Here is a 21,274-nt window from a genome sequence, read left to right on the forward strand (position 1 = left end):
ATATATGGTATAATAGTGCCAGGAGGTGTGGGTATGTATGCTGCTATCACTGGTACAGGTAAAAATAAAAGCGTGTATATCATGCAGTCGTTTCGGAAAGACAACGGGAAAACCTCTTCTCGCGTCTATCGTAAATTAGGCCGTCTCGATGTTCTTCTGGAACACTATGGCGGTAATAAAGACAAGCTTATGGCTTGGGCCAGTGCTGAAGCCGCTAAGGATACTCAGGCCTACAATGAGCGTTCCGGAAACATTTCTGTTTCTCTTTCCCAATCTGCCTATATTCCCAAGGAGGAAACGTTATCTTTTAATGTAGGGTACCTTTTCTTACAGCGTCTTTGCTTTGAACTTCGCCTAGACGCTATCTGTCATAAAATAAAAAAACATCATCAGTACACCTATGATCTGACTGCCATCCTGACAGACCTTATTTTTGCTCGCATTCTTTCTCCATCCAGCAAATTGAGCAGCTATACTTTCTGTCAGACGCTATTGGAGCCACCCATGTATACACTTCAGAATCTGTATCGCGCTCTTTCCGTCCTGGCTGCAGAATCAGATTTTATTCAGGAAGAGTTATATCGCAATTCAAATTCGCTTCAGCCTCGGAATCACACGGTTCTGTATTATGACTGTACAAACTACTATTTCGAAATAGAGGAGCCAGACGGCAGCCGACAATATGGCAAGAGCAAGGAGCATCGCCCCAATCCAATTATTACGATGGGATTATTCATGGATGCCGATGGGATTCCCCTGGTCTTCGACATGTATCCGGGAAACCAGAATGAACAAACAACGCTGAAACCACTGGAAACAAAAATTATCCAACAGTTCGGCTGCAATCGATTCATCTATTGTTCCGATGCCGGTCTGGGCAGCAAAGCCAACCGGCAGTTCAACAGTCTGGGAAACAGGCAGTACGTGATTACCCATTCCTTGAAAAAAATGAAACAGGAAGACCGTGATGTAGCTCTGAATCCACTGTATTTCCGCATTCCCGGTTCCCGGGCCTTCATCGACATTTCCACCATCGACGAAAGCGACAGCCGCATGTTTCATACCCTATTCTATAAAGAAATTCCTATAGGAGAACAGGAAACCTTGATTGTCACGTATTCGCCTAAATATAAAGCGTATCAGCGAGCGATACGGCAAGCACAAATTCAACGAGCGCAAAAAATTATTGATTCTCCTGGAAAAAAGAGACGAGGAAGAAATCCGAATGATCCAGCTCGTTTTATCGAAAAGACAGCCATCTGCGACACAGGTGAAATCGCTCACCACTATAGCTACTGTCTGGATGAAAAACGAATTGCCCAAGAAGCACAGTATGACGGCTTCTATGCGGTTATCACCAACATTGAGGGAAACCCGGAGGAGGTAGTAAAAATTAATCAGCGGCGCTGGGAAATCGAGGAAAGTTTCCGAATCATGAAGTCCGAGTTTGAAGCGCGTCCCGTGTATGTGCGTCGGGAGGACCGTATAAAAGCGCATTTCCTAACCTGCTATATCAGCCTTCTCATCTATCGCTTATTAGAAAAGAAATTGGGAAACCACTATACGTGTCCTGAGATACTACGGACATTAAGCCAAATGCGTGTAACGAAACTATCCGCACTACATGGCTATGTTCCAGCCTATACACGAACTCAACTTACGGATGAATTGCATACACAGTTTGGATTTCGAACGGACTATGAAATCATGACAAGAGCTACCTTGCGTCACACCATCAAAATGTCAAAAACGGTAAGAACAGAATAGAAAAAATATAGCACACTTTAAAGCCAAAATAAAAATGCTCATGAAGCCGATAACTGCGGCGTTTATGAGCATTTTTTATTTTCAAAAGTGTCAAAGATAGGATTATACTGAATCATATGCGGTAATACAATAGAATAGCAGAAAAGGATAGTGTCAAGTTGTTGTGGGAATTTTTGTTTGCCAAAGGAGTGGGCATTTCCAACCGAGTGGAACTATCTGTTTCGGTAATAGAATGTACTTCGTTCTTCTGTTCAGTGTTGAAATCAAAAACATCTTAACTTTTATGAGGTAAAGTTTTTCCACAAAAATTTTACACTGTCCAATACTTCCAAAATTATACACCGCCATAAGGGAAGCCATGACGAACGAAGCAAGTGTATCTAATTTTTATTCAATTTTCTCTCATACTCACAGAAAATGAGCTATATGTTTTCATCATAAACAGGCTGTAGTATAATGAAGGAGAAAGGAGATGCGATCTATGTCAAAACTTCCTCAGCTTCTCGAAAAAGCCATCGCTTTTGACGGCGGCGATGCACGGCGAATTCAGCACTTCCTGAAAGTATACGCCTTTGCTGACCTGATTGGCCGTCTGGAGAATCTGCCGGCAAAGACGCAGGAAATTCTGGTCACTGCGGCAGTACTGCACGATATTGGCATTCACAGGGCAGAAGAAAAATATGGCAGCACAAGCGGCCATTATCAGGAACTGGAAGGGCCGGCACCGGCACGGGAAATCCTGACTGACCTGAACTATGATACACAGGTAATCGACCGGGTATGTTATCTTATTGCCCATCATCACACGTACCATTCAATAGATGGTCCTGATTATCAGATTTTAATAGAAGCAGATTTTCTGGTCAATGCCTATGAAGACCAGTTAAAGCCCGATGCTATCTGCACGTTTCGGGATACCATTTTCCGTACCAGCAGCGGCATTTATCTGCTGAATACTATGTTTTCCTTATAAAGGAGGTACTATGTTATGACAAAAATTGATACATTCGCAGATATGGTCCGTCATTCCGATAACATCGTCTTCTTTGGCGGCGCCGGCGTTTCCACAGAAAGCGGTATCCCCGATTTTCGCAGTGTCGACGGCCTGTACAATCAAAAGTATAAATATCCGCCGGAAACGATTTTAAGCCATACCTTTTACGTAGAGCACCCGGAAGAGTTTTATCGGTTTTACCGCGACAAAATGCTATGTTTAGATGCTAAGCCCAATGAAGCCCACATCAAACTGGCAGAATTGGAACGGGCCGGAAAACTGAAAGCTATTATTACGCAAAATATTGACGGCCTGCATCAAATGGCAGGCAGCAAAAACGTACTGGAACTGCACGGCAGTGTACACCGCAATTACTGTCAACGATGCCACAAGTTATTCGACGCCGAATACATTCTCCACTCTACAGGCATTCCTACGTGTGATGCCTGCGGCGGTCCCATCAAACCGGACGTTGTACTGTATGAAGAAGGTCTGGACAACGACGTTATCGAACAGGCCCTGTACTACATCAGCCACGCTGACATGCTGATCATTGGCGGCACATCCCTTGTCGTCTATCCGGCAGCCGGACTGGTACGGTACTACAACGGACACAAACTCGTCGTGATCAATAAATCCTCAACCGACATGGACAGTTCTGCCGATCTGGTTATTAATGAATCTATCGGCAAGGTATTCAGCCACGTAGTGCTGCCGTAATCCGAAAAGCATGGGACGGGAATTTCACGGCTATGTTTCCCACACAGTTCATGGTATAATAAACAGGTTATACGCACTACTACCAAAAAGGAGATTTGCCTTGTGAAGTACCGTCTCATGCTTTTACTGACTGCCCTGGTCTGGGGCTGTGCCTTCGTGGCCCAGCGGACAGGAATGGATACGATTGGCCCTTTTGCCTTTAATGGCCTGCGCTTTCTTCTGGGAGCTCTGTCGCTGCTTCCTGTTATATTCCTGATGAAAGGAAAGGACGAATCTCTCCAGGACCGTCCAAGATGGCTGACGCTGCCAACGGCCTGCCTTATTCTGGGATTTTTCCTGTTTTTGGGCTCGACCTTTCAGCAAATCGGCCTGATCTATACGACTGCCGGAAAAGCCGGCTTCATTACATCGTTATACATTATTGCCGTGCCTATTCTCGGATTTTTTCTCCATCATCCCCTGCGCCAGTCCCATATCATTGGCTGTATCATTGCTGTCATTGGCCTGTATTTACTGGCCTTTCACGACACTGGCGGAGCCATGAATCTGGGCGATGTACTGAACCTTATTGGAGTCATTTTCTGGTCCTTCCATATTCTCTGCATCGACCGGTTCGTACCATATTTTTCCGGCGTCCATCTGGCAATCGGTCAATTTGCAGCGTCCAGCCTGTTTAATTTTCTGGCCATGCCTGCAGCCGGTGAAACCCTGACGGCAGCGGCGGTGATGGCTTCGGCTGTGCCCATTTTATACTGCGGCATTATATCCAGTGCTGTAGGCTATACGCTGCAGATTATTGGCCAAACCAAAGTGCCGCCTACGGAAGCATCCCTTCTCTGCAGCTTCGAAATGATTTTCAGCGCCCTCGCCGGATTTTTCCTCCTGGGCGAATGGATGAGCCTGCGGGAAATTGCAGGCTGTCTGCTCATGGCTGTCGGCATCTTTGCCGCTCAGATTCCCAGCCAGATTGTATTGCAGCGAAAGATAACAGAATAACCACATATGCAAAAAAACGAGAATATCGCGTCATACGACATTCTCGTTTTTTGTATTTGCTCTTATTTCCGTTTCCGCTGCAACACCTGCTGCACTGCCTGCACGACGTGATCTGGCCCTAATCCATAGGCTTCCAGCAGCTGCTCCGGCTCGCCGGACTCACCAAAGCAATCGGCAATTCCTACCAGCTCGACGGGAACGCAATAGTGCTGCGCCAATACTTCACAGACAGCACTGCCGAGACCGCCGATTTTCTGGTGTTCTTCACAGACTACAACCGCCCCTGTCTTCTGTGCACAGTCCAGGATACATGCTTCATCCAGGGGCTTGACGGTATGCACATTTACGACCTGTACAGATATTCCCTGACGGGACAGTCGTTCTGCTGCCTGCAAACTCTGATACACCATGACACCATTGGCGAAAACAGTCACGTCCGTCCCTTCCCGAAATACAGAGGCCTTGCCGATGACAAAGGGCGTATGGTCATCTGTAATAACCGGCACCGGATTGCGGCTAAAGCGAATATAGGACGGACCTGTTTCTTCATATACGGACATGGTAGCCTTAAAAGTCTCCCGATAGTCACAGGGTACAATGACGGTCATATTGGGAATAACGCGCATAAGCGCCACGTCTTCCAGCGCCTGGTGCGTCGCCCCGTCAGGACCGACAGAAATGCCGGCATGAGCGCCGCCTAATTTGACATTCAAGCGATTATATCCTACAGTATTGCGAATTTGTTCCCATGCCCGGCCAGTCAAAAAGACACCGTACGTAGAAACAAAAGGCACGAAGCCCGTCAGAGACACCCCTGCTGCCGTGCCGACCAGGTCCTGTTCTGAAATACCGATATTAACATATTGTTCCGGATAGGCGCTGCGGATCCAGTCCGTCCGAGTCGACTTGGCAACATCAGCATCCAGGACCAGAACATCGTCGTGAAACCGGCACAATGCCAGCAGGGCTTCGCCATATCCATCCCGCATAGGTACTCGTTCCATTACGGCACCTCCTGAGATAACTCACGCATAGCCGCATCATATTGTTCCCGATTCGGGGCCGTGCCGTGCCAGTCTGCCTGATTTTCCATATAGGACACGCCCTTTCCCTTTATCGTCTGTGCCAGGACTACCGTCGGCTGGCCGCGATGCACCTTGGCTTCATGCAGTACGCGATACAACTCCTGCACATCATGTCCATCAACAGACAGCACATTCCAGCCAAAACTGCGCCACTTTACATCAAAAGGCCGCATATCTTTAATGACCGCCAGCGAATCGACGAGCTGCATGCCATTGCAGTCGACAATAAGACAGACATTATCCAGCTGATGCTGAGAAGCAAACGCTGCAGCTTCCCAGATCTGACCTTCCTGCTGTTCTCCGTCCCCAATGAGACAGAACACATGCTGTCCTTCGCCGCGTCGTTTCAATGCATAGGCAATCCCGTTGGCAATAGACAGTCCCTGTCCCAATGAGCCGACGGCACAGTCCAGACAGGGCAGTTTTTCCATATTGGGATGTCCCTGCAGCGGACTGCCCAGAGAACGCAGCGTCGGCAGCAGCGCTGTTGAAAAGAATCCCTTATGGGCCAACACGCTGTAATAGGCTGGTGCAGCATGGCCTTTTGACAAAATAAAACGATCTCGCTGCGGACACTTCGGCTCCTGAGGCCGGCATTGCAGTAAGTCTGTAAAATATAAGGTCACAAGGATTTCTACAGCCGACAGGGAACTGCCGGGATGCCCCGATTCAGCCAGATAAATTGATTGCACGACATCTCTACGTACTTGTCGGCATAACTGCTCAAGCTGTTTCATCGTCACTACGGCCTCCTACTACACGAACTCGTTCTCTGTCACAGAAAAAACGCACCGTATCACCACCATTCAGCCCGCTCTGATACGAATGCGTTTTGCGAACAAAGAAAAATATCTACATTTATTTTACAATGATTATATATTTAAGTCAAACAGAATATGCTGTAAAAGTATATGTATGCAAAATAGAGTGCATCAGGAAAGATGCAGAAAAAAGCATGATACAGTCCTTTCAGCACGCAGACTCTATCATGCTCTTTACAGGTGTTATGTACTCAGTTCTTCTTTCAATACATCGGCTAAACGCTTGACACCTTCAATAATTCGTTCTTCCGGCATATTGGAATAATTGAGACGGAAATGGTTGGCATTGCCGCCGTTCGGATAGAACGGGCCGCCAGGAACGTACGCCACTTTCTTAGCCACGACTTTGGGCATCATAGCTTTGGCATCTATCCCTTCCGGAAGGGTAACCCACGTAAACAATCCGCCTTCCGGATAGGTAAAGGTAACGTTTTCCGGGAAATACTGCTTCATACAGTCGCACATCAAATTACGCCGTTTAGCATACAGAGCCTTGATTGTATCTACGTGTGCATCTAAATCGTACATATCCATATAATATGATGCCTGACGCTGCGCAAAAGAGGAAGACTGCAGATCCAGTGCCTGCTTTAACATGACCGCCTTATGAATAATCTCCGGATCTGCTACCATCCAGGCAACGCGAAGACCAGGCATAAAAATCTTGGAGAAAGAACCGAGGAAGATGACATTGCCCTTCGTGTCCATGGACTTCAGGGATGGAACGGCTTCCCCATCGTAGCGGAGCTCGCCATAAGGATCGTCTTCCAGAACAGGGAAATCATATTGGCTGACAACCTCCATAAACGCTTTGCGCCGTTCCAGCGGCCACGTAATTCCTGTTGGATTCTGGAATTCCGGAATGACATACATCATGCGCACCCGATCGCCATATTCAGCCAGAATCTTTTTCAGTTCCTCAATAATAATGCCCTTGTCATCCGTAGGAACTTCAATGAACTGCGGGCCACACAGGCCAAAGGCCGTAATGGCACCTAAATACGTAGGACTTTCTACTAAAACGATGTCGCCTTTGTTGAGAAAAATCTGAGCCAGCATGGACAGGCCCTGCTGCGATCCGGAAGTAATCAGAATTTCATCTGCTGTACAGTCCGCCTGAAAAGCCTTTTTCATACGGCCAGCAATTTTTTCACGCAAAGGCAGATAGCCTTCTGTCGTCCCGTACTGTACAGCCTGCTTTCCTTCCTTATTCAGGATCTCAACATCGACTTTTTTCATTTCTTCCAGCGGGAATAATTCCGGCGCCGGCAGTCCGCCGGCAAAGGAAATGACTTCCGGCTGGATCGTCAGCTTAAGTATTTCACGAATTTCCGAAGCCTTTAATCCTGCAGCAACATCTGAAAATTTCATAGCCATCACTCCTAATCCTATCGCATTTGTAACGAATTGTCCCCTATTCCCTATGCTTTTATTATATCATCAGCATTACTTTTGTACAATTCGTATAAAATTAGAATTAGATTAGAAACTGCAGCGCTATGTGTTCATCCTTTTTCATCTGCGCAATCAGTTCTTCGACGCTGTCAAACCGAACTTCCGGACGAATCCGTTTGCGGAAGAGAAGAGTAATCTCCTCCCCGTATATATCACCTTTCCAATTAATGATATGCGTTTCAATGCGCCGATACTGCCGCTCAAAGGTGGGATTGGCACCAATATTGGTCATTGCCGGAAGACGCTGTCCCTGCCAGAGAACTTCGGTTACATAGACGCCATCTGGCGGCATGGCCATTTGTGCGGGAATCAGCATGTTCGCTGTCGGAAAGCCAATGCACCGGCCCCGCTGATCTCCCTGAACGACAGGTCCCCACAGGGCATAAGGCCGGCCCAGCAGTGCTTCTGCGGTTTCCATATGCCCCATGGCAATAAGACGGCGAATGACGGTACTGCTAATAGGCGTCGCTCTGCCTGGCCGCTCCAGCAAGGTCAGCACCATAACGGGAACCTGATAGGATTCCATAAAGGCCGTCAGGGACGCTGTATTTCCAGCAGCCTTGGCTCCATATGTAAAATTAGCACCGACCACAATGGCTGACGGATGAAGATAGGTCAGCAGCTGCTGACAAAATGCATCTGGCGACTCATTGAGGAGATGCCGGCTCATAGGGAGCAGCACCAGCACATCAATGCCGACAGCGGCAATATACTGTATTTTCTGTTCTGCCGTAGACAGACGGGCCGGTTCTTTTTCCGGGCACAGGACAGAGAAAGGATGGGCATCAAACGTAACGACAACAGATGTTCCGCCACATTCCCGTGCTTTCTCAATGGCCGTCCGCATCACTTTCTGATGCCCCAGATGTACGCCGTCAAACGTACCTAACGCCACGACAGAATTGTGGCAGCCAGTTATTTCCTGAAATGAACGAAATACTTCCATCTGTTATTACCTCACAATACCTGGGCAAACATTTTATGCGGCCGAAGGACATGATGTTCTTCATCGAAGCGGGCAATACCTGCCAACATGCCCTGTCGCGTATAAATACGCAGCACATCATGATGACGGCGGCCCTTTCCGGCATACGGCACAGCCCGTCCCTGAAGCAGGGCCGAACATTGGGCATCACTGCAGGTTGCTCTGGGCATATCCTGTATTGCTGCATCAGCGGGCAGAATATATGCCGCTGGCTGCTGTTCCAGTTCTTCCAGCGTCGCAGCCTGATCAATATCAAAAAGCCCGGCCTGCGTACGGACAAGATAGGTCATACAGGCACAGGTTCCCAGCGCTTCGCCAAGATCGCGAATGAGAGAACGAATATACGTCCCCTGAGAACAGGTAACGGCAATGGTACCACAGCCCTGTTCATATCGCAGCAGCCTGGCGTGATGAATGGTAACCTGCCGCCCAGGAAGGGTGAAATCAGCATTCTGCCTGGCCAGTTTATATGCTTTTACGCCATTGATATTAATGGCCGAATACCGGGACGGCAGCTGTTCGATAGTGCCGCAGAAAGACGTCAGGGCCTGCTGCACAGCATCAAAGGTCAGGTCGGGAACTGGCACAGTGGAAACGACATGGCCCGTACAGTCTTCCGTATCCGTAGCCAGTCCCAGCCTGAATTCAGCATGATAGGTTTTCACACTGCTGTCTCCATATTCAATCAGCCGGGTTGCCTGCCCCAAATAGACAGGCAGCACACCGGCTGCCAACGGATCCAGCGTACCGGCATGGCCTACTTTTTTCATGCCATAAATGCGGCGCATACAGCCAATGACGTCATGGCTGGACATGCCAGTGGCTTTTAAAACATTGACAATTCCGTTTATCATAAGGCTTTTAAAATTTCCTTCACTACCATATTTTTTGCATCCTGCAGCGGTCTGGCAATCGTACAGCCTGCTGCCCGCACGTGACCGCCGCCGCCGAATACACCGGCAATGGCGTTGACATCTACCGTTTTAGACCGCAGGCTTACCCGCGTTTCCGCTTCCCGGACATACTTGACAGTAAAGGCCACGTCAACGCCCTGAATTGTGCGAATATAATCGATATACGTGCCCGTATGCTCTCCTGTATATTTCAGCAGCTCCGGAGAAAAAGCCAGTCCGGCTACGGTATTATCGCCAAAAAGTTCAATATGGCGCAGTACTTCAGACAGAGCCCGCAGCTTAACTAACGGCTGTGCCTCCAAGTGTTCAGATATGATGTTGGGCCGTGCTCCGGCGTCTACCAGCTGTGCAGCCATGCGCAGAGTATGTCCTGTCGTATTGCTGAATTTGAAAAAGCCGCAGTCCGTAGCAATGGCCATATACAGGGAATCTGCCATGGCAGGATCGATATGTGCCTGCCATTCCTGAAATAAAGCAGTCAAAATTTCGCCTGTTGCTGCATACGATGGAAGGACGTACTCCCAATCAGCAAAATGCGCATTCGATATGTGATGATCAATATTCAGCACCTTGCCTGGGATCAGACCGGCTACGCGGCCAATACGGCCCAAATCGGTAGCATCCAGTACTACTGTCAGCCACGAAGGATCTACATGAACGGCATCGGGATGACATATCTGGTCAGCATGGGGGAGGAATAAAAACTTATCATCTATGTCGTCATCAATGACGGCAATGACCTTCTTCCCCTGCCCAGCCAGCCAGCCGTACAGCCCCAGTATGCTGCCAATGGCATCTCCGTCAGGACTGACATGAGCTGTCAGCATCATATGGTCGTACTGTTCGAAAACGGCACGTATCTCTTGTGCTGTACTATTCATGTGCGTCAGTCCTTTTTTTCTATATCCCGAAGTATTTTATCGATTTTCATCCCATAATCCAGGGACGTATCTTCTTTAAACACAATCGTCGGCGAATAGCGGATCCCCAGGCGGCGGCCTACTTCGGTCCGAATGTACCCAGTCGCCTGTTTCAGGGCTGCCATGGTATTTTTCTTTTCTTCTTCACTGCCAAAAAGGCTGACATATACCGTAGCATCCCGCAGGTCCCCTGTAATCCGGGCATCTGTTACGGTAACAAAGCCCAGACGGGGATCTTTTACTTCGCGAAGCAGCATCTTGGAAACTTCCTGCTTAATAAATTCCTGTATCTTGCGAACGCGCAATTCTCCCATATGAACCCCTCACTTTATTCCGGCGCTACTTCTACCATTTCATAAGCTTCGATTTCGTCGCCTTCCTTGATATCACGGTATTTTTCCAGTGTAATGCCGCATTCAAATCCGGCAGCTACTTCTTTTACATCATCTTTGAATCGGCGCAGACCGTCGATCTGGCCTTCATGGATGACAATGCCGTTGCGGATAAGGCGCACTTTGGAAGTACTGGTAATCTTTCCTTCTTTCACATACGATCCGGCAACGATAACTTTGGCAGTCGAAATGGAAATAACCTGGCGCACTTCGGCACGGCCGAGAATCTTTTCTTCATATTTCTTGTCAAGCATCCCTTTGATGGCCGCTTCCACATCATTAATTGCATCGTAAATAACACGATACATACGCATATCTACATTTTCATGTTCAGCTGCTTTGCGGGCTGCTGCATCAGGACGGACGTTAAAGCCAATAATCAGGGCATTCGATGCAGATGCCAGCATAATATCCGATTCCGTAATGGCACCAACGCCGGCATGAACGATGGAAATACGGACTTCATCACTCTTAATACCCAAGAGTGACTGACTCAGCGCTTCGACAGAGCCCTGTACGTCCCCTTTGACGATCAGCGGCAGTTCTTTCAGCTCGCCCTGCTGAATTTGATTGAACAAATCATCCAGCGTAACTTTGGCATTGACATGAAGAGCAGATGAGCGTTTCTTTTCCATTCGCTTTTCCGCAACGCTGCGGGCCGTCTTTTCATCGGTTACATCCAGAATGTCGCCGGCTTCCGGCACATCGTTCAAACCAAGAATTTCGACGGGGAAGGACGGTTCTGCCTTCTTAACCCGTTCGCCTCGTTCATTGGTCATGGCCCGGACTTTCCCAAAGCAGGGACCGACGATGATCGTATCGCCTACATGGAGCGTACCTTTCTGTACGAGGACAGACGCAACAGGGCCGCGGCCTTTATCCAGCTTCGCTTCAATGACAACGCCCTGAGCAGGACGGTTCGGATTTGCTTTCAATTCCGACACTTCAGCCAGAACGAGAATATTCTGCAGTAAGTCATCGAGGCCGATTTTCTTATGAGCCGATACTTTAACCATAATGGTATCGCCGCCCCATTCTTCACTGACCAGACCATATTCCGTGAGCTGTTCCATGACATGGTTGGGGTTTGCACTTTCCTTGTCGATTTTATTGATGGCTACAATAATCGGCACACCGGCAGATTTGGCATGATTAATGGATTCAATCGTCTGAGGCATGACGCCGTCATCAGCAGCTACGACAAGGACGGCAATATCTGTTACCTGGGCGCCGCGGGCACGCATAGCCGTGAAGGCTTCATGGCCAGGCGTATCCATAAAGGTAATTTTCTTGCCTTCATAGCGAACCTGATACGCACCAATGTGCTGCGTAATACCGCCAGCTTCGTGACTGGTAACATTGGTCTGGCGAATCGCATCGAGCAGACTGGTCTTGCCGTGGTCGACATGTCCCATAATCGTGACGACAGGGGGACGAACTTTCAGCGATTCTGGCGGATCAATAATTTCTTCAATTTCTGTCGGATCTTCCGGCGGAGCTTCCATGGTGACAGTTACGCCAAATTCATCAGCAATAAGGGAAGCCGTTTCATAGTCGATTTCCTGATTAATCGTGGCCATAATACCGCCCATGAACAGTTTTTTTACGACTTCGCTGACGGGACGGCCTAACTTTTCGGCAAAATCCTTAACAATAATCGTTTCCGGCAATTCGATTTCTGTCGGATAATTTTTCTTCACCGGTTCATTTGCAGCAGTTTGAACAGGCTGATTTTTCTGGCGGCGATTATTTTTATTTTTTCCCTTATTCAGCACATTGGACAACAATGTATGGGGCCGGTTATTCTTTGCGCTGCCATTCTGCCCATTTTGACCGCGTTTGTTTTTCCGATTGTCATTGCGGCCTGTGTTCTGTTTCGCATCTCCAGACTGCTGCGAACGGCCAAAAAATTTAGTCCGCTTACCGCTGTCTGTACGCTGCTGATTTCCCGTACTGCCTTCATGTTGGCGCTTCTGATTGGCCCCGTCATTTTGCCGGGAACGCTGCTGGCCATCATTCGTATGGCGGGCACCAGCCTGTGCCGTATCGTTCCGCCGGTTTCCCTGACTGCGGCGATTCTGGCTGCCCTGCCCATTCTGACCATTACGGGCTCCCCGTTCATTCCGCGGCGTCTGACCGGAACGACTGTCACTGCCACTATGCTGCTTTTTGCTGTTATTCTGCTGCCTTGTCTGATTTGAGCGAGTACTAGTATCTTTCACGTTACGGCTTTTCCCTTCTGTCTCATGTTTTTGTCCTGCTGTTGCATCTGCTTTTGGCGACTTTGCTTTTGGCGACTTCTTAAACGACGTATCCAGAATGGATTGCATCGAATCGTCAATTCCCGTAAAGTTGCCGGCTTTTATATTATGTTCGCCTAATATACTGATGACAGTCTTAGCCGATACGCCATATTCCTTCGCTGCTTCGTATACCCGTTTAGTTTTAGTCATCTAGTTACCCCCTTATTCAGTTGTTTCGTACCACTTTCTCTATCGCTTTGGCAAACCCTGCATCTGTAAGCAAGACGACGACATTCTGTGCCTTGCCAAGAGCATGTCCCAATTCTTCTTTCGTCAAACGATCAATGACCGTAATATGTTTATATTCTGCTATACGCCGATATTTTTCCACACTGGGCGCACTGCCGTCTTTAGCCAGGAACAACAGCGGAACTGTCCGCTTTTTCAAATGACTTTCAGCAGCGACGTCGCCGCAAATCGTCTTTCCTGCCCGACAGGCCAGCCCCAGAAGGTTGCTGATACGTTCGTTCTGCGTCATGACAGTTCCTTCTGCAGGGCCTGATAAATTTCTTCCGATACTTTCGTCTTCAGCGACCGTTCCAGACGGTGTTCTTTATATGCCTTATTCAGACAGTCCGGATTCTGGCAAATATACACACCTCGTCCCGATTTTTTCCCGGTCTTGTCGATCTCCACAGTACCTTCCGGCGTGCGGACAATTCGAATCATTTCCTTCTTGCTTTTTTGCTCCTGACAGCCGGCACAAATACGGAGCGGTATTTTTCGTTGTTTCATGGCACCCTCCTACTGTTCTGTTTCAGCCGGTTCTGCAGAAGCAGGCATGGCCAAATCACTGAGAATGTCCATATCCGGAGCGGCCGCCGTCTTTTCTTCCTCTTTTGCTCCTTCACTTGCCAGCGCTGCAGCCTGGCTTTCACTCTTAATATCGATTTTCCAGTTTGTCAGCTTTGCTGCCAGCCGGGCATTTTGCCCTGCCTTGCCAATAGCCAGGGACAGCTGGTAATCAGGAACAACCACACTGGACGACTTTTCAGCTTCATCAACCGTTACCGATATGACCTGAGCCGGGCTGAGGGCATTGGCAATATATACGGCAGGATCTTCATTCCATTTTACAATATCGATTTTTTCATTCTGCAGTTCTGTTACAATGTTCTGCACCCGCACGCCTTTGGGACCGACGCAGGCGCCGACGGAATCGACATTTTCGTCACGGGAATAGACGGCAATTTTAGAGCGGCGCCCCGGTTCGCGGGCTACCGATTTCAGCTCTACCACACCTTCATAAATTTCCGGAACTTCCAGTTCAAACAATCGTTTCAACAGGCCCGGATGAGTACGGGAGACGAGGATCTGCGCACCTTTCGTCGTCTTGCGAACTTCGACGACATAGCACTTAATACGCTGTCCCGGGACATATGTTTCTGTCGGTATCTGTTCAGATACGGGCAAAACGGCTTCGGCTTTGCCTAAATCAACGTAGACGTTTCTGTTTTCTACACGCTGAATAATCCCCGTAATAATATCATCGGTCCGGTTATAAAATTCATCATATACAATATTGCGTTCTGCTTCCCGCAAACGCTGAATCATTACCTGTTTAGCCGCCTGAGCTGCAATACGGCCAAAATTAGCCGGCGTTACATCGACGTTGACGATATCGCCAACTTCATATTCCGGATTAATGGCCCGGGCATCGTGAAGGGAAATTTCACTGTGCTCGTTGACCACATCGTCTACAACTGTTTTGGCCGCAACAATGCGGTAATCTCCAGTTGTCCGATTCAGTTCGACATCTGCAATCGGATTGGCATCTGGTTCTTTCTTGTACGCTGTAATCAGTACAGCTTCCAGAGAATCACAGATGACATCTGTCGAAACTCCTTTTTCCTTTGACAAAAATGCAATGGCGTTGAGCAGTTCTTTATTCACGTTTATACCCCCATTAAAAATCTATATGCAAGCGAACTTGAGCAACGTTCTTCATATCCAGTGTCTTTTCCAGCCCGTCAACAGCGACAGCCAATGTGCCGTCATCTCGTTTCTGTATCAGCTGCGCCACCATATCCTTGGAGCCTTCATAAGGCGAAAAGAAATGAATATCTACCGTTCGTCCGGCATAGCGCAGAAAATCTTTATCTTTCTTCAGAATACGGTCCAGACCGGGAGACGATACTTCCAGTAAATAATTATCCGGAATCGGATCGTCCGCATCCAGTACACGGCTCAGTTCCTGACTCACATGCTGACAGTCTTCCAGGTCAACGCCGCCTTCTTTGTCGATATATACGCGCAAATACCAGTTTTTTTCACGAATATATTCGACGTCGACCAGCTCCATTGGCGTACCGTCAATAATTTTCTCCACTTCATTGGAAATCAGTTCTTCAATCTGTTCACGTCTCATCATCTCACCTGCTATCCTTTTCAAAATAGTATAGGTAAAAGTTAAGAGTGGGCTTACACCCACTCTTAACAAAAAAAGCATTCTTTTATACTTAGTATACCACGGTGCGCTGTTCATGACAACGCCGACGCAGTACATCAGGCCATATCTGCAGCGATCGTATCCAGTACAGGAAGAAGAGACTTTCGCAGCGCCCGCTGCAGCTCCTGCAGGGACGAACAGTCAAATTCATGAACCAGATTCGGAAAATTATGAATACGTCGTTCTGCAAAAAAATCATCCCGCAGCACATTGTACATAACGGATAAGCCGCTCTTTGTCTCTGTACTGTAGTATGATAAGATCATGTACGATCCGTTAATAATACGAACGGCCTCTGTCGGCCGGATCAGGCATTGCAGCCCTTTATAGGCTGCCGGCAGAAACGAATCCCATTCCACGCTGGGAACGCCTTTCTCCTTAAGAATGACACTGAAATTACGGCTCCGTTCATCATAGCAATCGCGAATAAGCCGGGCAAGCCGTTCTTCTACCATGTGCCGAAACATATCCCAGTCACTGGTAATGAATTCAATCAGCGCAAATTCCAGCATGCCAATATCGGTTCGTACAGCAAATTCTTCAGATTCAGGGTTAAACACAGCCCGCACAGACCAGCTGTTTTTGCTGTTAAAATAAGAAAACAGCAAAAATTCAGGAGCTTCTTTTTTCCCGGCCATGCGATATTCTGTCAATAACTGAAAATCTCCCACCTTAAGTGGGAGAACAGATGCGATATTCCATTGTTTGAATGTTTCAATCAATGCACTATCCATAGAAAAAATTTGGTGCGGTTGGTGGGAGTTGAACCCACACAATCGAAAGATTACTGCCGCCTGAAGACAGCGCGTCTGCCATTCCGCCACAACCGCATAATCACTAGAACCTGTATAGTTGACGATATTTCTGTTCGTTCAACAAGACTATTCTAACATACTCACGGGTTTCTGTAAAGGGTATTTTTTCAATTTCTGAAAAATCTTTTTTCCAGCCATACGTTTCCATCCAGGAGTCCACATGTCCGCGGCCGGCATTATACGCAGCCAGGGCCAATATCTTATTGCCATCGTACTCTTTGAGCAAATACGCCAGGTACCATGTACCCATGCGGATATTGGTCTGTACATCGTTGAGCTGATCTGGCGTAAATTCTGTCAGATTCATCTTATCGGCAATCCATTCTGCCGTATCCGGCATAATCTGCATCAGCCCATAGGCTCCTACATGAGACGAAGCCGTTTCATTGAATTTGCTCTCTACCAGAATGACAGAGGCAACCAATGCCGGACTGACGCCATCTTCATAGGAATATTGCCGTACCAGATAATCATACTGAAGGGGATACACAAATTTTCGCAGTACATCGTCTTTCCATGACGAAAAATACGATACAGCAAAACATAATGCCAATACTGCTATAATAAGTTTTCCTCTCGTATTTGCCTTACGTCTCAACGCCTTCTCCTACTGGTTGTCCACGCGGGCTAAAAGCTGTTCCCACTGAACCCGTACTTGTCTTTTCGTATCCTCCAACGAACCGGTGTTATCAATGATAACCTGGGCCAGCGAACGTTTTTCCTCAATAGGAAGCTGCGCGTGAATCCGATTCAGAGCTTCTTGCTCTGTAAAGTGATTTCGCTGCATTAAACGTGTCAGCTGTGTTTTGGAATCTACATAGACAAGCCATGTTTCATCAACATACAAGTGGTATTTTACCTCAAACAGCAGGGGCATGTCAAGGAAAATTATTTTTTCTTTGTGAATATCCCGAAATCGAATAATTTCTTCATCAATGCGCTGGTGAATAAAGGGAAATAAAATCGCTTCCAGCTCTGCTTTGCGCTGCTTGTCCGCAAAGACAAGATTGCCAATATACCGGCGATCCATGGTGCCATCAGGCAGCAGCGTACGGTCGCCAAAAGCCTGCACGACAGCAGCCAGACCTGCTGAGCCGGGAACGACGACTTCCCTGGCCAGTATATCACAGTCAATAACCGGCGCATGGTACTCCTTCTGCAGCATGGAAACAACGGTGCTCTTTCCTGACGCAATACCGCCAGTTAATCCAATCGTATACATAGACTCCTCCTTATTTCTGACAATGGGGACAATAATGCGTTCCCCGGCCGCCCAGTTTTGTATAGGCAATGACCGTTCCACAGGTACGGCATGGCAGTCCTTCCCGGCCGTATACGCATAAAAACTTCTGATTTTCTCCTTCTTTGCCGCTGCCGTTGATAAAATTGCGAATAGTCGTCCCGCCATGGCGAAGGCCCTGGTTCAGTACCATGCCAATGGCTTCATACAATTGATGACATTCAGCAGGGCTGATCTGACAACATGGCCGCTGCGGGAGAATATGTGCATGAAACAGGGCCTCGTCGGTATAAATATTCCCCAAACCGGCTACACGAGTCTGATCGAGCAGAAAAGTCTTTACGCTGCGTTTCGTCTTGGCCAGGGCATCGCGCAAATACGCTTCCGTAAAGGCCGGACTATTGCCGTCAGGGCCCAGTGTATCATACCCGGATATGCCTGTAGCTCCCTGGGCAGGTACGAGCCACAGGCATCCCAGCGTACGAATATCACGATAAATCAGACAGCCTTCATTCAGGGAAAAAATGATCTGCTCCCCTCGGACCGGTTCATACTGTTCCTGATACAGAAGACTGCCGGTCATGCGCAGATGAATGAGCAGTCCCGTATTGCCGCTGACATGCAGAAACAGGTATTTTCCCTTCCGGCTTACGTTTTCAATAGTCACACCAGTCAACGTGCGTATGAGTGTCTCTGGCGATGCATTTTTGACCAGCCGCGGCAACAGCAGCCGCACAGTTTCTATGGTTTTGCCAGCACTATGCTGTTCCACATACTGGCGAATTGTTTCGACTTCCGGCAATTCCGGCATATGCCCATCACCTCTATTTTGCTTCTTCCCAGTTTTTGCCGTCATGAATATCGACGACTAACGGCACAGACAGGGTTACAATGTGTTCCATCGTCTGTTTCAGCAGCTGTTCCACTTCTTCTTTTTCCTGGGCCGGCACTTCCAGCACCAGTTCATCGTGTACCTGCACGAGAAGATGGCTTTTAAGCTGCCGTTTTTCCAGCTCATCCTGTACGGCATTCATAGCCATCTTGATGATGTCGGCAGCACTGCCCTGAATGGGCGTATTCATGGCTGTCCGTTCAGCAAAGGAACGGCGGGTAAAGTTTTTGCTGTTAATATCGGCAAGGGCACGAATCCGTCCAAACATGGTTTTGGCTACACCAGTTCGGCGTGCTTCTTCAATGAGTCCTTCCATGTAGGCATGAATGGTACTGTACCGCGCAAAATACGATTCAATATATGCTTTGGCTTGCTGGCGGGTAATAGATATATTCCGGGCCAGGCCAAAGTCGCTGATACCGTAAATAATGCCAAAATTGACGGCTTTGGCATGAGACCGCTGTTCCGGCGTGACGTCTTCCCAGGGAATGCCGAATACTTCCGATGCCGTACGGCGGTGAATATCCTGATTCTTCCGGAACCCGTCGATCATAGTCGGATCCTGGGACAAATGGGCTAACAGTCGCAGTTCAATCTGTGAATAGTCACCGGATACGATGTAGTCATACCCTTTTCCAGGCACGAAAAACGACCGTATCTTACGGCCCTGTTCCGTACGGACAGGAATGTTCTGTAAATTCGGGTCAGAACTGCTCAGGCGGCCTGTAGCCGTAACCATCTGATTAAATGAAGTGTAAATGCGCCCGGTTTGCGGAGAAATAAGAGGTTCCAGACCATCAAGATAGGTAGAAATCAGTTTTTTTAATGCCCGAAACTGCAGGATCTTGGAAATCATGGGATGCTGATCTGCCAGGGCTTCCAGCACAGACGAATCGGTCGAATAGCCAGTCTTGGTCTTCTTAATGACCGGCAGTCCCAGTTTTTCAAATAAAATGACGCCAAGCTGCTTCGTCGAGTTAATATTAAACGTTTCTCCGGCGTCATCATAAATTGCTTCTTCCAACGCATCGGCTTCCCGGGAAAGGTCCTGCTGCATCGCCACCAGCTGTGTTTTATCGACAGCAAAACCATTCATTTCCATAACAGCCAGCGTATGCAGTAATGGGCATTCTATCGTTTCATACAGCTTCCATACATCAGCACGATGAAGTTCTTTTTCTACACGGGGCCAGAGGGCATATAAAAACCAGGCCGCACTGGCCGTACGATTCTCATCTGTTTCCGTATGTTCCTGAAAAGGCAGATCAAACCGTTCCGATACATAGGTCAGTCCATAGGACGTCCGCGTCGGATCCAGTACATACGCCGCCAGCATGACGTCTTCCAATACAGGCCGTGTTTTCGTATAGGTCATGATGACTTTGGCCAGTGACTTGCCGTCAGAAGTGATAATCCTGTCTGCCTGAGCAAGGGCGGCAAAATAATCCGGCCACTGTGCTGACGGCACGATGAGTACGCCCTGTTCCGTCGCAATGGTCAGAATGCGAACCTGTGGCGCCGGCACCGCATGGTCATACAGGCATTCAGCAGCCACACACTGCCCGGCCAGCGCTGACGGCGGCAGTTCTTCACACGATTTTACCGGCAGCGACGCTGCAGGCTCGCTGTCAGCCAGCGACGAAAAGCGGTCAAAGGCAGCAAATTTTAGCAGCAGCTTTTTAAAACCCAGCGTCCGGAATAGATCTGCCACTTCTTCTTCCCGCGGTTTAGGCAGGAACATATCCATAGAACAGGAAATGGGCACATCGCAGCGAATCGTAGCCAGCGTTTTCGACAACATAGCCTGATCCTTATGAGCCACCAGCTTTTCCTGCAGTTTTTTCCCTTTTACGGCGTCCAGATGTTCATATATGCCCTGGACCGACCCAAACTGGGTAATCAGTTTAAGGGCCGTCTTTTCGCCTACACCGGGCACACCGGGAATATTATCTGCCGTATCCCCCATAAGGGCCTTCATTTCAATGACCTGATCAGGTAAATAGCCATATTCCTCCTCCATGACCGACGGCGTTACAGCCAGCATGTTTGTAATGCCTTTTTTCGTCAAATAAACCGTTACGGCATCGTCAACCAGCTGGAGCGCATCGCGGTCCCCTGTAACAACGGCCACGTCCAGATCCCGCTGTTCGGCCTGGCGGGCAATGGTGCCAATAATATCATCGCCTTCGTACCCTTCCAGTTCCAGCACATGAATACCCAGGCAGCTCAGTACGTCCCGTATCATAGAGAACTGAGGACGCAGCTCATCTGGTGCAGGCTTGCGGGTCGCCTTATATCCGTCAAACAAATCGTTGCGGAATGTATGTTTATCCTTGTCAAAGGCTACAGCCACATACTGCGGATCCAGCTGTTCATATAACTTCAAAAGCATCGTCAGAAAACCATATACGGCATTAGTCGGCCGTCCCTGGCTGTCGGTCAGCCCAGGAATAGCGTAAAAAGCTCGATATAACAGGCTGCTGCCATCGATAATTACGATTCGTTCTTTCATGGCAACCTCCCTAT

At 48.3% G+C, this 21,274-nt stretch carries 21 protein-coding genes and 1 tRNA gene; 4 read left to right on the forward strand and 18 right to left on the reverse strand.

The window, feature by feature from the left end; all coding sequences use genetic code 11:
- Positions 1-33 precede the first annotated feature (33 nt).
- The 4 genes from Q3886_RS01990 to Q3886_RS02005 all read left to right on the forward strand — a co-directional run bounded on the left by Q3886_RS01990 (position 34) and on the right by Q3886_RS02005 (position 4,477).
- Positions 34-1,767, forward strand: a complete 1,734-nt coding sequence (locus Q3886_RS01990; RefSeq protein ID WP_301859485.1) for an IS1634 family transposase — start codon at positions 34-36, stop codon at positions 1,765-1,767.
- 481 nt (positions 1,768-2,248) lie between these two features.
- Complete coding sequence (locus Q3886_RS01995; RefSeq protein WP_301859486.1) at positions 2,249-2,740, forward strand: HD domain-containing protein; 492 nt, start codon at positions 2,249-2,251, stop codon at positions 2,738-2,740.
- Positions 2,741-2,755: 15 nt separating this feature from the next.
- Positions 2,756-3,481, forward strand: a complete 726-nt coding sequence (locus tag Q3886_RS02000; protein WP_301859487.1) for an NAD-dependent protein deacylase — start codon at positions 2,756-2,758, stop codon at positions 3,479-3,481.
- A 102-nt stretch (positions 3,482-3,583) separates the two neighbouring features.
- Positions 3,584-4,477 carry a DMT family transporter gene (locus Q3886_RS02005; protein ID WP_301859488.1) on the forward strand — a complete coding sequence of 298 codons (894 nt, stop codon included), beginning with the start codon at positions 3,584-3,586 and terminating at the stop codon, positions 4,475-4,477.
- 62 nt (positions 4,478-4,539) lie between these two features.
- On the opposite strand, the gene Q3886_RS02010 is transcribed toward Q3886_RS02005, so the two are convergent.
- From Q3886_RS02010 to polA, 18 genes are all read right to left on the reverse strand, one after another.
- Positions 4,540-5,481, reverse strand: coding sequence for a transketolase family protein (locus Q3886_RS02010; protein WP_301859489.1), 942 nt, complete (start codon positions 5,479-5,481; stop codon positions 4,540-4,542).
- The gene (locus Q3886_RS02015) at positions 5,481-6,299 is read right to left on the reverse strand and encodes a transketolase (protein ID WP_301859490.1); all 819 of its coding nucleotides are present in this window, start codon (positions 6,297-6,299) and stop codon (positions 5,481-5,483) included. Before Q3886_RS02015 ends, Q3886_RS02010 begins: the two co-directional genes overlap by 1 nt.
- A gap of 267 nt (positions 6,300-6,566) precedes the next feature.
- Positions 6,567-7,754: a PLP-dependent aminotransferase family protein gene (locus Q3886_RS02020; protein ID WP_301859491.1), complete on the reverse strand. Its 1,188-nt coding sequence runs from the start codon at positions 7,752-7,754 to the stop codon at positions 6,567-6,569.
- A 106-nt stretch (positions 7,755-7,860) separates the two neighbouring features.
- Entirely contained in the window at positions 7,861-8,784 is a 924-nt protein-coding gene (locus Q3886_RS02025) for a bifunctional riboflavin kinase/FAD synthetase (RefSeq protein WP_301859492.1), read from the reverse strand.
- Between the two features lie 11 nt (positions 8,785-8,795).
- Positions 8,796-9,677 carry a tRNA pseudouridine(55) synthase TruB gene (gene truB / locus Q3886_RS02030; protein ID WP_301859493.1) on the reverse strand — a complete coding sequence of 294 codons (882 nt, stop codon included), beginning with the start codon at positions 9,675-9,677 and terminating at the stop codon, positions 8,796-8,798.
- Entirely contained in the window at positions 9,674-10,618 is a 945-nt protein-coding gene (locus tag Q3886_RS02035) for a bifunctional oligoribonuclease/PAP phosphatase NrnA (protein WP_301859494.1), read from the reverse strand. The genes truB and Q3886_RS02035 overlap by 4 nt, the downstream gene beginning before the upstream one ends.
- Positions 10,619-10,623: 5 nt before the next feature.
- Positions 10,624-10,971 (reverse strand): 30S ribosome-binding factor RbfA, encoded by a 348-nt coding sequence (gene rbfA / locus Q3886_RS02040; protein WP_301859495.1) that lies wholly within the window; start codon positions 10,969-10,971, stop codon positions 10,624-10,626.
- Between the two features lie 14 nt (positions 10,972-10,985).
- The gene (gene infB / locus Q3886_RS02045) at positions 10,986-13,502 is read right to left on the reverse strand and encodes a translation initiation factor IF-2 (RefSeq protein ID WP_301859496.1); all 2,517 of its coding nucleotides are present in this window, start codon (positions 13,500-13,502) and stop codon (positions 10,986-10,988) included.
- A 16-nt stretch (positions 13,503-13,518) separates the two neighbouring features.
- Complete coding sequence (locus Q3886_RS02050) at positions 13,519-13,830, reverse strand: ribosomal L7Ae/L30e/S12e/Gadd45 family protein (RefSeq protein WP_301859497.1); 312 nt, start codon at positions 13,828-13,830, stop codon at positions 13,519-13,521.
- Positions 13,827-14,087 (reverse strand): YlxR family protein, encoded by a 261-nt coding sequence (locus Q3886_RS02055; protein ID WP_301859498.1) that lies wholly within the window; start codon positions 14,085-14,087, stop codon positions 13,827-13,829. The genes Q3886_RS02050 and Q3886_RS02055 overlap by 4 nt, the downstream gene beginning before the upstream one ends.
- 9 nt (positions 14,088-14,096) lie before the next feature.
- Complete coding sequence (gene nusA, locus Q3886_RS02060; RefSeq protein WP_301859499.1) at positions 14,097-15,245, reverse strand: transcription termination factor NusA; 1,149 nt, start codon at positions 15,243-15,245, stop codon at positions 14,097-14,099.
- 13 nt (positions 15,246-15,258) lie between these two features.
- Complete coding sequence (gene rimP / locus Q3886_RS02065) at positions 15,259-15,720, reverse strand: ribosome maturation factor RimP (protein WP_301859505.1); 462 nt, start codon at positions 15,718-15,720, stop codon at positions 15,259-15,261.
- A 137-nt stretch (positions 15,721-15,857) separates the two neighbouring features.
- Positions 15,858-16,454, reverse strand: a complete 597-nt coding sequence (locus Q3886_RS02070) for a hypothetical protein (RefSeq protein WP_301859500.1) — start codon at positions 16,452-16,454, stop codon at positions 15,858-15,860.
- A gap of 91 nt (positions 16,455-16,545) precedes the next feature.
- Positions 16,546-16,631: transfer RNA gene (locus Q3886_RS02075), tRNA-Leu, on the reverse strand.
- A gap of 7 nt (positions 16,632-16,638) precedes the next feature.
- Positions 16,639-17,214 carry a lytic transglycosylase domain-containing protein gene (locus Q3886_RS02080; RefSeq protein WP_301859501.1) on the reverse strand — a complete coding sequence of 192 codons (576 nt, stop codon included), beginning with the start codon at positions 17,212-17,214 and terminating at the stop codon, positions 16,639-16,641.
- Between the two features lie 9 nt (positions 17,215-17,223).
- On the reverse strand, positions 17,224-17,838 hold the full coding sequence (coaE, locus tag Q3886_RS02085; protein WP_301859502.1) for a dephospho-CoA kinase: 615 nt from the start codon (positions 17,836-17,838) through the stop codon (positions 17,224-17,226).
- A gap of 10 nt (positions 17,839-17,848) precedes the next feature.
- A complete protein-coding gene (gene mutM, locus Q3886_RS02090; RefSeq protein WP_301859503.1) occupies positions 17,849-18,667 on the reverse strand; it encodes a DNA-formamidopyrimidine glycosylase in 819 nt (272 codons plus the stop codon).
- A 13-nt stretch (positions 18,668-18,680) separates the two neighbouring features.
- Positions 18,681-21,260: a DNA polymerase I gene (gene polA / locus Q3886_RS02095; protein ID WP_301859504.1), complete on the reverse strand. Its 2,580-nt coding sequence runs from the start codon at positions 21,258-21,260 to the stop codon at positions 18,681-18,683.
- Between the last annotated feature and the right edge of the window lie 14 nt (positions 21,261-21,274).

The sequence above is a fragment of the uncultured Megasphaera sp. genome (assembly GCF_958350005.1).
Classification (GTDB): domain Bacteria; phylum Bacillota; class Negativicutes; order Veillonellales; family Megasphaeraceae; genus Megasphaera.